Genomic DNA, 14,902 nt, shown 5'->3' with positions numbered 1-14,902 from the left:
TATGATATTGAGTCATAAATAGTACCTCCTCTGAATGGGTCTGCATAACTTCATTCTAGACGAGGCTCTATTTCATGGCTCTTTTTTTGTTCACCATTTTACACAATTATACGGACTCAACTAAACTGAGCCTATAATCTAGAAAAAAACTGTACTTTTGCAATATTCTCACGTTCAATAGGATTGGATTACGCAGCCATTCACTTTGTTGATTCAATCGTAAAATAGATGATTCATCATCTTGCCACTATTCTTTTGGATACCTAGAAAGTATTACTGTCAATTGCCGAACAATACGAGCTATAGTGAATCAAATTCTATTTTACTCAAGGAACGAGTCACGCATCTGAAAAAATCCTTCCCGAAACGATGGAACCCTTATGCAGATGCCCAAACATCTTTCGCATAACGTCCCTTTGCTTGCAGTTCATTCAACCAATCAATAGCTTCTTCATCACTCGCACCTACTGTATGGCAATACGCTTGTCGCAGCATAGCTTCAACATCTGGCGCCATATTGCTGCCGTCTCCGCAAATATATAATCGCCCTGTTCCATTCACCATATGAATAATTTCCGGTGCATTCCGTTCCATCAAATGCTGTACATACGTTTTGCTAGCCTCATCTATGCGAGAAAAGGCCGTATGCAGCGTTACAATACCTTCTCTCTCATATTGCTCCAGCTCTTCACGATAAATAAAGTCCAATTCGTTACGGCATCCAAAATACAAATGGGCTTCTCCAATCATGACGCCGCTCTCTTTAAGGGCAGATCTTGCCTGTAAAAAGCCTCGGAAAGGAGCTAACCCTGTTCCTGGACCCACCATAACAAGAGGTACCATCGGATCTTCTGGCAATTGGAATCCAGATTCAGGCGTTCGAATGAATATGAGTAACTCCTCTCCAGGCTTACTTAAAGCCAAGCTAGTGGAAGAAACGCCTTTGTATTCGCCATTACCGCACCTGGCTGGCCCGTTCACGACCGCTACCGTTATACTTGTTTTATCCCGATATTTTCGTGGTGAACTTGATATGGAATAATATCTTGGCTTAAGTGGTGGAAGCAGCTCAAGAAACTTCACGAATGGAAGCTCACAGGCTTCATATTTTTCTACTAACGTTAGCATGGAGAGTCGTTTGCTCAGTACCTGCTCCTGATAGACATCCTCGTCTAACAAAGCTTCCAACTCCCGTTGGTGCGGCGGGCATACGGTATGAGCTGCAAGTTCACGTATTTGAGCCCGAGTAGCAGGCTCTTGCATTTCGACACTATGGCTCAGTAGATCGCGAATATTGACGGGTTGATTCATAGGAAAATGAGCCATCTCGAGGCCGTTTGAAGTTAGTATGAGTTGATCGTCCCCTTGGAGTCGGAATCTACGCAGCACTCGATCCACATTTTCTTTACTATTTCGCGGCAGTACCCCTATATGATCGCCTTCACGATACGCAATCCCTTGTGGCAATTGAATCTCAATATGCCTTGTACTCCGTTCACTAATTGCGGATTGAAGTTCCCGATTATCCACGACGGTTGCGTAAAACGCATCATATGTCCGCACAAGCGGTTCAGCAGCTGGCCTGTTAACGAATTGAACATGAAGAGCGTTTTGAGCAGGTTCAGATTCAAGGAAATCGTTGATCCCAAAACAATTTCTAACTTCCGTCCATAGTGTTTCACGCCACAGTTCCAATTGCTGTTCAAAGTCACCGCTGGCATCCGCCTCACCACGAGACGAGATCCGTTTAGCCCCTTTTCGTGCAAGCTGCTCATCGATAAATCGAGGTACATCCTGATACGTATTTGACCAATTGCGATCGCCACAGCCAAATACAGCATATTGCACACCCTCAAGCTCTCCATCTTCTATTTCTTCCAGCCATTTGACAAACTGTGCCGCATTTCTTGGCGGTTTCCCATTATAAGAAGCGGTAACGATGATAACAGCACTATCTTGCGGAAGCTTGCCAATGGATTCATTTAAGGAAGCAACCTCACTACGTATTCCAAATACTCGTGCCGTATTTGCTAGCTCTCGTGCTATCCCCTCTGCCGTTCCTAAATTGGAGCCGTAAAGCACAAGTATAGAAGAGGAATCCTTAGAAGTTACAGGCTCTTCCTTAACATTGTCATGGAGATTTACTTCAGTACTAACTGTCGCATTCCCTATTATCCATTGCTGAGAAGACATGCTTGCACTCTCTTTATGCTCCCGCTGCTTCACTCGGATGCTAAACTCGTCTGGCTTAAGCGTCAACGTCTCTTTTATTTTCAACTGATAATTACGATAATCAATCATTTCAAAATGTTTGAGAATCATACCAAGCGCCAAGATCGCTTCATGCATCGCAAATTGCATTCCGATACATGCCCGCTCACCATTGCCAAACGGCTTGTAGGCATGATTCGGTACTTTAGCCGGATCCTCAAACCGCTCCGGACGGAATTGTTCCGCGTCTTCTCCCCACGCATCTTTGTCCCGATGAAGCTGTGGCAGTAGCACGACGAGATTATCTCCTTTTTTGATCGAATATTCGCCGCCTATTACGGTATCCTCTCTGGCCGAAACTTCAAAGCCTGGTGCTGTTGGCCATAAACGCAAAGCTTCATTTAATATCATGCGAATGTATTTGAGTTGGAGCACTTGTTCATAGGTTGGTGTTGGGCTTGTAAGCACTTGGTCAACTTCTTGATACGCCTTTTCCAGTGCATCTGGGTTCTTCAGCAAAAAATAAAGTGCAAACGACAATAAGCCACTCGTCGTCTCATGCCCCGCAATAAGGAACGTGATAATCTGGTACCGGATGTTCTCATCATCCAAACGTTCTCCTGTATCAGGATCTCTACCTTCCAGCATCCGTGCAAGCAGATCAATTTCCCCAGATCCTCCACTTGTCTTTCGTTCTTCAATAATTTTATCTACTAAAGCAAACATCGTTTGGATGTCTTCTTCGTATTGCATCCTCGTCTTCACCATCAGCATATTTTGAAGCTTGATCCGATTGCTTCTTCTCATTGCTTCATTTAACGCACGCACCATACTCAAAATAAACGGACTGTGCTCTTCTCTGTAGAAACTATTAAATCGATAATTAAATCCACATAATCCTATCGTATCGAGTGTAAGACGGGTCATGTCATCCGCTACATCAATCGTGTCATTCGGATTCAACCGCGCCCATTTCTGAATAAGCTGTGAAGCGATGTCGACCATCATTGTGTGATAGCCTTTCATCGCTTGCTGACCGAACGTCGGAAGAAGAATATTGTGTGCCTTTCGCCAGTTCGGCTCAGTCGTCCAGCTCGTAAATAGGCCATCACCGCCGAACGCACGGACATTTAACAGCTCTTTACCAAGGTATTTATCAAATCGTGTAATATCGCACAGTTCAGCTACTAGCTTATGTCCCGACACCATCAGAGTAGAAATTCCTGGTGCTTTAAACCGATAAATCGGTCCGTGCTTCTCAGCCAACTCTCCAAGAGACAATATAGGAGTATCTTTATTAATTAAAGGCAAGTTACCAAGAGGTCCATATGATTTGGGTTGAGGAATATATCCGGCTTCTCTTATCATCATAAACATCCTTTCCGAATGGTTTACGTACAAGATTCGTGTGATATACGCTGGTGACTTACTAGGAAGGTAGAAAATTTCATGAGTAGTTCAGAAATCATCCAAAGAATGCTAGTAAAAAGGATGAATCGCATAACATTATCGGGACGATGCTGCTGCATTAGCTTTAACACCATGGAACAATGTATCTATGACCAGCTTTGCTGCTGAACGCTTAGCAACATGCCCGGTTTGCACTTGCCCCCATGTCAAAATAAGTAACGTGTAAAGCACGTGTAATATCCATTCGCTGCTCATGTCCTGCCGAATACTTCCCCGTTGCTGTAAGGTTTCTATTACTTCACGTAGTGGCTCCAATATTTTAGCTTCTGCCTTAAGTATTTCTTCATTGCAATAAAGCTGATTGTCTTGTATGAGAAAATGTATCTTATCTCCATATGGAATAAGCTCCTCGACCACAGTTGGGATGTAAGCTTCGATATGCTCATCATTTGTCGGAATCTGGTCTAGTATTTCTCCAACCACTGTAATCGCACGTAAGGCCAACTGCACAAACAACTGCTCTCTGCTTTCTACATAACGGTGTAGTGTAGCAATTCCTATACCTGCGTAGTCGGCAATATCATTCATAGACGCTGTAGGCTTGTTGACTAAAATCTCCGTTGCTGCATCCAATATCGCATTTAGCTTATTTTCCTTGGTGACAGACCTTCCATTACTCACTTTGATCCCTTCTTTCGTACAAACGATTTATATAATGATAGATCATTCTATCATATGATCGTATTTTATATTATATACTTGTGTATTTCAACTACATGCGCAGAAACGCCGACAAGCTCCCATGTTTAATATCGTTATATAAAAATAAGACCCCGTTCATATGGAGGAACAGGGTCTTGACATAACCTTTATCGAATCATAGTTAGCTTTCCATATCACCATACGGATTTCTGTACGTTTTTCTTCAACATTCCTCTTTGGACAATATACTTCTAATGACGTCAAGAGGTACAAAAACATCGCCATAGGTGTCATTTGTAATCGCAATAACAATGCCTTCAGATGGAACTACGCAAATATAATTTCCGCCCATCCCCATTGCATAATAAAACGGTTCGCCAGCTGCAGTTTGTGAAACCCACCAATGTCGACCATAATAGCCAAAGTTCTTATAGGTTAAGTATTCAGGTCGTGTCGTCAAAGAAATCCACGTTTCACTTAGGAGCTGCTTCTTGCCACATCTTCCTTTATTTAGATACATCTGGCCAAATTTGAGCATGTCTTGTACAGAAAGATGTAAACCAAAGCCGCCAATATTGATGCCTTGCGGATCATCATGCCAAATGTAATTGTTAAACTGCAAATGAGAAAACAAATGCTTCTCCGCAAATTCCTGTGCACGAACATTCGTTACTTTATGTAAAATTGCTGATAATAGCTGGCTGCAGCCCGAATTATAATTCATGGACACTCCAGGATTACTTATTAAAGGTCGCTCCAGCACAAACTTAACCCAGTTCTGACTATGAATCATTGCTGGCCAGCCATCCCATTCACTCAACTCTGGCCAATCGAAGCCCGCGCTCATCGTGAGAAGATGATCAATCGTGATCAACTGCTTTCTAGAGTCGCTGCTGCGCCTCAGCTCGGGGAAAAATTCAAGGATAGGAGTAGAAAGATCGGGAAGCAATCCCTGATCTTGCGCTATGCCGATCAAGCAAGAAGTAAAGCTCTTCGTGCAGGAATTGATTTTATGAAGTTTCTTCTCGGACTTACTATTTTTAAAATGTTGAAATACCAGTGCTCCATCTTTGCTAATCAAGCAGCTATGAATCTTTTCATTTTTCAATACATCAGAAAGATTCCTGGTTTCTTCTTTCCATGTAATGTGCAAATGGTGCCCTCCCCTTTATATAATCAGATTAATTCCATTTACCAGTTTAACGCGCTAGCTAGCGGATAATGCTTATTGATACCCATAGTAAATAAATATAGAATACTCAACTTTATTTTTAATAAATCTACTATTTAATAGTAAGCGTAATTTTCTTTACCTCCAAATTATATAATACAAAACAACCTATTCTTTGGTTCCGTCATTTCTTCCATCCATTTTTGGGATATATTTTTTTCTGAGTTGAAACATATCGATTGCTCGTTTTAGGATTTATAAATTCTTTTAATTCTGAAATTATTTCTTCAACGTGGTAATCAAATATAGAACATAAATGTATATACTCCCCCTCAAGGCTATTAGTATATACATTACCTTCTTCATCACAAAAAATATATCCATTGACTCTATCTCTAAATTTAAATTTTTCAATTTTGAAATGAGGAGATTCGTTGTTTAAAAAATCTAAGATTATATCGAAGTTTTCATCAGAAATTTCGAACATATCTTTATAATCTTTAGCTACAGACAATGGAAAAAACTGATAAATACTCCACCTTTCAATGTTCTTAAACTTTGTCAAGTAAATATATAAATTGTATATGGAATCTTTATTCTTCTCTGTTAGTATGGTGTTTATTTTCATTTTTATATTTAAAGATTCCATATGTTCAATAATAGAGTTAATTTTACTAAAGAGATTTTTTGATTTTCTTAAATCATCATGATATTCGCCAATTCCATCTAATGATATTCCTATTACATCTACATATTTTTTTATAAAATCAAAATCATTTGATTTTATGGAGAGTCCATTTGTATCTACGTGTGTAACAAGATTATTTTCCTTTGCTAAAATACAAGAATCTCTGAAGCTCTTTTTACTGAAAGCATCACCTCCACCGAAAGTAATGATATCAAAATTAAGAGAGATTGCTCGTTTAATAATTTCATATGTTTTGTCTTCAATTTTTTCATAATGAAAATTTATGTAACAAAAATCACAAGAAAGATTACAATTTTGATTATATGTTAATATTAACCTCTTCATTAATTAATGACCTCTTCAAATGACCTCGACATACTCCAGCAATTAGAAAAGTGGTTTTTCAGAATATAATAATTAGTGTTATCATTTCTTAACTCTAATGCAATAAAGTTATTTTCTATCCTGTCTGCAATCTTTCCTAAATGATAAGGGTCATAGATCATATACTTATCTGTAAAAAATAATGAACAATATATTTGGTCAGTAAATCTAATATCTAAGTTTTGGTATCTACTTTTCAGCTTTTTTAAACTCTCGATATCCAATTTCTTGTCAATCTCACCAGACTCTATATTGTTTAAATTATTCCTTATCAATTTGTTACTACAATAGGGGTCTATTAGTAATACTTTAAAAGAGATCCCTTTATCTAGTTTGGCCTTGATGTTTTTCCAATGCCTATCTGTTGGAATATCTAAATATGACTTTCCCGATTCTCCGATTAGGTACAATTCATTTGATGAATCTATAGCATTAGCAATTTCTGAATTCCGAGCATTTTTTGATTCATTCGAGTACATAAAATAATGATTTGTAATTCCATTCTCCTCTATACTCCCGATCTTCACTTCTCTTTGAATAGCTTTTTTGATAAGTGGATTATATTCTTTATTTTTTATAAATATCTCCAACAGTATTGTAACAACTGCAACACCAGCAGCCGCCCAATATAATTTTTCGCTCAAAAAAATGTTTATTAATAGAACCGAAAAACCAAAAAGAATTACTTCCATAATTTTGTTGTATTTATAAAAATGACTTGACTTCTCTTTTTTCATTTTTCATCCTCGTTTCCAATCTGTATTTTTTGATGCAGCATTGGTTCACTACATAAGTTCTGAAATATTATAAATTAACTAAATAAAAGATTCTTACAAGCTAAAAATGATGTTTTTTATATCACTTGTATGAATAATCGCACCAAATAATCAACAAAGTCAATCAGAATGTAAATAAGTATCTATTATCTGAGGGCTAAACTATTAGCATAATAGTCTAAAATAAAAGAGTAAGCTATGTACTATTCTCCTTCAATAGATATACCTTTTCATCAATCATCTCCTGTAGTATCCCTTTCCCATATAATCCAAAAGCAACTTTGATTGTATTCTATAAGTTGTTTCCCTTCCTTTTATTCCTCATTCAGTATAACAATATTGGTAACGAAAATAGGAGGCTCCCTAGTCTTACAAAGCGTAGAGCTTAGCCTTCTTCCAAATTAATCAAACCTCTTTATTATATCACGCCTGTAGTAGAAATTACTTGTCGACCTTCACAAAATCATCTAAATAACCTATACTACGTATAAATTCTCTTTGCACTTTCATACTAAAACCATTTATTGGAAATAAAATCATTCTTGCTCACCTATAATTATTCTTTCAAGCAAGAAAGATAGATAGTATAAAAAGAACCACAGGTTCATTCCTGTAGCTCTTTATAAGTCCACATCACTATTCGTTCCTAATCTAATTTTCTGCCTAGCCGTTCATTTCGGATAATAAGAGAATCCGGGATACTTCACCACAGGATACTTCTCTTTGCGCAAAGCGTATATTAACTCAGGGCCTACATGTAAATTATCCTCTACAAGTTGATGCGGCGTTAATGCCATCCATTGGTTCAAGGATACATCTGCGAATCGGTCGCTCTTAAATATCTCAAGAAACCAGAGACTCTGATCGCCAGTATTCTGCACATAGTGGCCATTAGCAAACGGCACATACCCGACATCACCAGCTCGAACGTTAAATGTACGTGCCACACCATTTGCTGCAAATACGGTCATACGTCCCGTTCCTGACAGGTAATATTGCCATTCATCATTATTTGGATGCCAATGCAATTCACGCATTGCTCCTGGCTTGACCTCAACTAATGCGGCTGCAATCTTATTGGATATTGGGAAATTGGTAGAATCGACGATACGAACGCTGCCACCCGGTGTAATTAATGGTGTTTGTGCTAGGAGTCGATGAGCGAACGTTTTTGGCACCGTACCAAATGGGTCTGGTACAGCTTGTGAATCAATTGGTCCAGGCACTGCTGCTTGGAAAATGTATCTTTGTGCTTTAGGGATGTTTGCAAATGTACTTTCCGGCACACCAAAATTAGCAGATAGGACATCTTTCGGTGTATGAGCAAACCAATCTGAAATCGATAACGTGTCGAAATCAGAAAAATGCCCGTCGTCAAAAACAAGTAGAAACTCGCAACCTTCCTCTAATCCTTGAATAGAATGAGGAATGCCCGGTGGGAAATACCACAAATCACCTGGACCAACATCCGCAATAAAGTTGCGCCCGTCTTGATCGACCGCCGTAATTCTAGCTCTCCCTAGAATCATAAAGGACCATTCCGCTTGTGTATGCCAATGCAGCTCACGGACACCGCCTGGGGTCAAACGCATATTTACTCCTGCTATCGTCGTTGCGATTGGCAATTCCCGAATCGTTACTTGCCGAGACCAACCTCCATGATTTAACTGCATAGGTGCATCGGAAAAAGAGAACCTCATATTTGGCATGGTTCCCGCATCGGTCGCTGGTGGTACAAGCATATCTGGATTTTGCATATCCAGCATGATATTGCGAGGTCCCAAATCGGTTGCGCCCGCTCCATCGCTGCGAATCGGTTGTGGAATGGGTATCTTTCTATGTTGATGAGGGGGTTGATTCACAAACAGCTCACTCCTCTCACAATCCACTATTTATACAAATTATGACGTACAACATGGACATTATGTGTACTGGCGAACACTACGCTTTGTCTCGTAAAATAGTTATGGGTTAATGCCCTTTCGATCGCACAAAAAAAAGGACGCCCCCTCTATTCCTAAGGGACGCCCTTTCCGTTTCATTTAAGAATGAACACTGTGATTGAACTTCCAATCACTGCCGGATGTGTTTTCATTCTCGCTAATATGATCTTCTTACATTACATATTTACTTGACTGGGCTGCTCAACGTGCTTTTCCACGTTTCGCTGCCATCTACGTTGCGTGTCGATTCATGCGATACGGTTGCTTCTTGTACATCTCCAAAGCCCCAATGGCTTATTGGCATGTCAGGGAACAGAGGATCAAGTCCTTTCAACGGTCCGCGGAACAGCATGCGATTAATCATCGTAACTGCTTCAACGCGATTAATATGCTGAGATGGTTTAAACGTACCATCTGTATATCCACCTAGGAATTTACCGCGATATAGCGCTTCGATCGTGTTGCCTGACCAATGCTCGGACGAATCTGTAAAGTGATGCGATACAGGCGTATACACATCAAGTTCCAAGAAGCGAGCCATAACGGAAGCAAGCTCCCCGCGCGTTACCGGCGCGTCTGGACGGAATGTGTTGTCCTTGTATCCGCTGAAATAGCCATGCTTCGTTGCAATTTTTATTGAATTGGTTGCCCAGTGTCCTGAACGAATATCGGTATAAGATAGTTTGTCGTTACTAACAGCACCTGGCTCTTTGAGGCGTGCTACGATAGCAGCAAGCTCCGCACGAGTCAAATATCCATTCGGTTTGAACTCTTTGTCCGGGAAACCAACGATATAACGTGGATGCTTAAGTGTACCGAAGCGATCAGAGAACACGTTCACTTTGATTACTGCTTTAGCTTTTGAGTCGTTATTACCGTTAACAGCAAACTCACCGTGAATGTCGAAGATCGTGTCTGCTGCTTTCATTTGCGGCCATTGAATCACTGGTTTGAAGCTGTCGCCTTTGCCGCTAGCAATATTAGATACTTTCCATACAATAGTATTTCCAGTCACTACGCCGCCAGCAGCATCTACAACTACAACACCTTCTGGAAGCGTAATGCGTACTTCCGCGGAAGAAACAGAACTTGTAGATGCGTTTTTATAACTAATCGTCAGATGGGATTTCTCCCCTTCTTTGACTTTGTTCTTGTCGATCTCCATTTGAAGCGCGAGCTTCGTAGTTGGATCTGGTGTCGGAACAGGTGATACCGGATTACCGCCGTTATTATTACTATTGTCACTGCCATTACTACTATTGCCGCTGTTGATCGGCTTTAGCTTTAGATCATGTCGTACAATTTCCCATTCAACGGACAATACAGGGCTCGTATAAGATTCATATCCACTCTTTGTAACAACAAGAACATAATCCGTCTCTGGATAAACCATATAAGCATAGAAGCCATTCGCATCGCTCAATTGCTCAGGACTCGCGTTATCATTAGGTGCAAATCCTGCAATAGCAGGCAGCTTGACGCCTTGTCCTGGAACAAGTCCTTTCGCGATGTTTCTAGGTGTGTTCGCATATTGAAGAGTGACTTTCGCACCTTCAATTATTTTATTCGTAACTGCATCTGTGATCGTGCCGTATGGATCGATCAACTCAGTGGAAATATTCATTTCCCCTGATGCCGTTACTTTACCAGGAGCACGGCTCACAATGATGGATTGGCCAGGTGCTACTTCGTAGCGCACCTCGAGCTCATATTCACCGATTGCGATACCATCAGCATTAAATACACCTTGTCCTTGCAATGGGAACGCTTTTGGCGCTCCATTGTGCATCACGTATGTGCCATCTTGTTTCTTCAGGTAAACGCTAGCTTTGTTGAGCACTGCTGGAGCAAGTACAGACGTATTTCCATTCGGCTGCTTGAACAAGACGATACCTGTCGCCGTTCTATCCGAATCGAAGCTTTGATTACCTGCCCCTGTCACCTCGCCAACTGGCGCCTTTTGTTTATAGCTAACTGGGGTGGACACGCCACCAATCATGACCTCTTGTGTGACCGTTAAATCATATATCACATCGCCTTTAGGAACCACGACGCTATACGCACCATGTTGATCCGTTCTAACCGTTTCGTCAAAGTCTACACCTGGTGTGATGACGCCATCGCCATTCAGATCAAGCGTTACTCTAACACTCGCACCTGCCACTGGCTTGTTGCTGTCACCTGATGTCACAACGCCTTTAATGGATGCTGGCATGAACGTAATCTTAACTTCCTTTTCAGCAGTTAATCCAAGTTTCGTGTCATTTACGACCGCTTTAAGCGGAATTTCTTGTGGAGCTACGCCAGTAATCTTTGCAGATTGATACGTTACTTGTGCAATCCCTTCTGCATTCGTTACTGCTTTATTGCCACCAATAAATTGACCAGTGTTTGATGGTGCGCTGAATTCGACTTCAACGCCTTCGATGGGGTTACCGTTCTCATCTTGTAGCTTCGCCGTTAACACAGTAGAAGACTTACCGTCTCCCAAAATGCTAGCCGGATCAGCTGTAAGTGTTAGGTTCGATGTCGCCACCTTAAAGTCATTATCAGCAAGCTTGTCTGCCGCTTCTGTTTGCACTACAGCGCCTGCTCCATTAGTCGCTACATACGTAACTGTATGCTGCCCTCCGACTACGTTTGCAGGAATGATATACGTATTACTTTCCCACTTCTTAAATCCATCTGCAGCCCATGTAGCTGCATTGCTGAGTGTCAGTGGAACGGAAGTACCATTTACAGTAGCTGTTACACCTTCCGCCGCAATGGAACTTACAGCAGAAAGTTTCAAAGGCTGATTTGGAATCGCTCTAGCAGGTTCCGAATCGCCTTCCTGCTTATTTCCTGTCCATCCATTCAGTGCTTTATGGAATGTAATTGCTACCGTTCCAGGTGATATGCTGGTGTTTCCATCTTGGTCAGTCACTACGTATGTAAAGCTATCTTGACCGAATGTAAAACCAGCGTTTGGTGTATAAATCCAAGTCGCGCCTGTTGGATCAGATGGATCTACTGTCAATACCCCATTCTTTGGTGGTGTAGCAATTCCATACGTGATTCCCGTTACGCTCTCACGATCCGTTCCACGCAAGACGATAGAAACGGACGGTTGACCTTCATCAGCGTCAACGGTTACGGATTCCGCTACAGGAATACCGTTGTAAGAAATGTTAATGCTACCTGATTGCTCTGATGGATGCATACCGTCAAATCCAAGCCATGGGATGTACACGATGCTTCCCTCAGGCAATGTAGGAGATGTTTCAAATTGTAAGCTGCCTAGCTCTGCCGCTGTTAATGTTACCGCACTACCAGGGTTTAGATATACTGCACCAGTTACGCTGGACGTATATTTCAATCTTCCCTTGTTCGCTAAATCAGGCGGAACCAGAAGTTGAACTTTTTCTAGCAGATCACCATCTTTATCGGTATAAGCAGGAGCTGCTGAAAAATCTGTTGTTGCAAAATCAATCGTTGCACCTATCGTGCCGGACTTGTTCACTTGCCCTACAACAGGTGGTGTATTAATAACAATCGTTACCGTCTTTGATTCAAGTGGATATTGCAATCCATCAGAACCGCTCCATTTAAAATCGACGCTACCTACAGCATCCGGCGCTGGAATGAATTTTAATCGATCGATGTCAGCAGCTTCAATCTCTTGTCCTGCCACTACATCTACTGCAGCACCAGATGAAGGAACTAACACCAGCTTCCCTTTTGTAGAATCAGGGAGTGTTTCGATACGCACTTTTTCAAGCGGCTCATTGCCCGGATCGATATAATTCGGTGCAAAATCCCCTATCTTCGTAAATGGAAGCTCCGCATCTCCTGCTTTCATTACTTTGCGAATATCCTTTACTTCAGGTGAACTATTGACCGTTACTTTAGCATCATCTACGGCAAACTTCGTCCCGTTGTATCCGTTCCATAGGAATTCAACCGTACCGTCAAACCCAGCTGCGACTGGTACAAAAGTGAGTTTGTTCAACTCATTCACAGGAATAAGCTGATTAGCCGTTACCGCTATACCGTCTAATTGAAGCTGTCCTTTTACCGAATCTGGCAGCGTTACAATCTTCACACTTTGCAAGTTATCCCCGTTAGGAGCGCCACCGTTTATTTTGAAATACTTTGACTTGAAGTCATCCACTGAGAACGCTGTCGGAGCAGAACGATAACCCGACTTTGCGATATCTGCTACCAGTGGATCATGTGTGGAGAAAGTTACAACATGCTGAGCTTCGCCCGCATTTGTATGACCTTCTTCCTTTCGCCCCTTGCCACGATCTTCGAATAAAATAACATTGACGACATATTCCTTAGAAGGATCTATCGTCCTATCAGTGATAACAATGTTGTTCCAGTTCTCTGTCTTGCCTGTATCTGCTCCTGGAAACAGCTTCTGTGAAATACCTAGATTGCGTTCTACCTCTTGATTACCTACTTTTGATTTCTCGATGACATTGACTTCCATGGAATAATCTCCAGGAACTTTTGGAATAAAGCCCGTGTCAATCGTAACTTTGCCTTGTTCTACTTTTAAGTCTGCTTGCGTAATCTCAGCAGCTTCACGAGAACCGCCATCAATAATCAGCTGTGCCCAGTCCACCGTCATTTGCCAGTTCGTGTTAGGTGCATTCGTGCGATCGTCTTGATAGTAATGGTGGATCGTAATGCCTACATAGTTGTCGCCTTGAGCAATGCGATGGAACTCATTTGGCTTGAAATTCAACACGGACGTGTTCCATTTAGAGTCTTGACCTGACAACGTGCCTAGATAAGCACCTTGGGTAATCTCATTTTTGTAGCCTTCTCCATTTGGAGCAATACCAGATGCCGCAATATTGTTTCTCCATTTACTTGTCGTTTTCCAAGGCGTATATGGACTACCTAATGCGATATCGCTAGCACTTGAAGAGAAATAGACGCGGTCCCATTCCCCGTTGCCAGGATTTGTCACAGCTGCATTATATTCATCCACATCCAATGCGCGTATAAGAAGCTGTGCACTTTTCGTAGGGAGTTTGTTTACGTTCGGAATTTTAAACTCAACTGGATACTTGCTATAAATATCACCGGGTTTATTTTGATTTTTCAAACCAACATCCAAATCCCCGTCAGCCGCAGAGTTACTTGCCCCGCCACCCCAGTTATCAGAGTCGACAAAAAATGTTCCCCCACCCACTGTTGATGTGGATGCCGCCTTCACTGGTGATATAGGAACCATAAGCTGTCCGCAGAGCAATACAAATGTCATGAAAAGTGCTCCAAGCCGTTTTCCTAGCGCCCCCTTTCTGTTCAAACTTGTCTTTCTTTGTTGCAGTTCTTTCATAAATTCTACTCCTTCTATAAAAATGCTGGTAGCGACACATATAGTAACATTCATAACTGAACAATTACTGTACATTTGCTTTATTGCAAATCAAAAAAGCTACCCTCCATCATCGATTGATGATCACATGGAAGGCAGCTCTCCTACTTGTCCAGCTTATCTATATTAACAACATATGTTCATAATTAAAAGAAAAAGCAATAATCCATTTATTTGCAAAAGTTCATCTGTAGTTGACACGCTCTAAACATCTATCTACATAGATTTCGAAAGAATCTATCT

Annotated in this window: 7 protein-coding genes; all 7 read right to left on the bottom strand. The window is 41.3% G+C overall.

Features of this window, described 5'->3' with window-relative positions; genetic code table 11:
- Positions 1-378 precede the first annotated feature (378 nt).
- On the bottom strand, positions 379-3,576 hold the full coding sequence (locus IFO66_RS17725; RefSeq protein ID WP_337913312.1) for a bifunctional cytochrome P450/NADPH--P450 reductase: 3,198 nt from the start codon (positions 3,574-3,576) through the stop codon (positions 379-381).
- A 141-nt stretch (positions 3,577-3,717) separates the two neighbouring features.
- A complete protein-coding gene (locus IFO66_RS17720; protein WP_192026446.1) occupies positions 3,718-4,302 on the bottom strand; it encodes a TetR family transcriptional regulator in 585 nt (194 codons plus the stop codon).
- 244 nt (positions 4,303-4,546) lie between these two features.
- Positions 4,547-5,476 carry a serine hydrolase domain-containing protein gene (locus IFO66_RS17715; protein WP_192026445.1) on the bottom strand — a complete coding sequence of 310 codons (930 nt, stop codon included), beginning with the start codon at positions 5,474-5,476 and terminating at the stop codon, positions 4,547-4,549.
- A 202-nt stretch (positions 5,477-5,678) separates the two neighbouring features.
- Complete coding sequence (locus IFO66_RS17710; protein WP_192026444.1) at positions 5,679-6,527, bottom strand: radical SAM protein; 849 nt, start codon at positions 6,525-6,527, stop codon at positions 5,679-5,681.
- Positions 6,527-7,303 carry a hypothetical protein gene (locus IFO66_RS17705; RefSeq protein WP_192026443.1) on the bottom strand — a complete coding sequence of 259 codons (777 nt, stop codon included), beginning with the start codon at positions 7,301-7,303 and terminating at the stop codon, positions 6,527-6,529. Before IFO66_RS17705 ends, IFO66_RS17710 begins: the two co-directional genes overlap by 1 nt.
- A gap of 710 nt (positions 7,304-8,013) precedes the next feature.
- Positions 8,014-9,204, bottom strand: a complete 1,191-nt coding sequence (locus IFO66_RS17700; RefSeq protein WP_337913305.1) for an oxalate decarboxylase family bicupin — start codon at positions 9,202-9,204, stop codon at positions 8,014-8,016.
- Between the two features lie 265 nt (positions 9,205-9,469).
- Positions 9,470-14,620 carry an S-layer homology domain-containing protein gene (locus IFO66_RS17695; RefSeq protein WP_192026442.1) on the bottom strand — a complete coding sequence of 1,717 codons (5,151 nt, stop codon included), beginning with the start codon at positions 14,618-14,620 and terminating at the stop codon, positions 9,470-9,472.
- Positions 14,621-14,902 lie beyond the last annotated feature (282 nt).

This window comes from Paenibacillus arenosi, from assembly GCF_014841135.1.
In the GTDB taxonomy this organism is placed as follows: Bacteria; Bacillota; Bacilli; order Paenibacillales; family Paenibacillaceae; genus Paenibacillus_B; species Paenibacillus_B arenosi.
The sequence above is the reverse complement of the archived record's forward strand: the minus strand, read 5'-3'. Positions and strand labels throughout refer to the sequence as shown.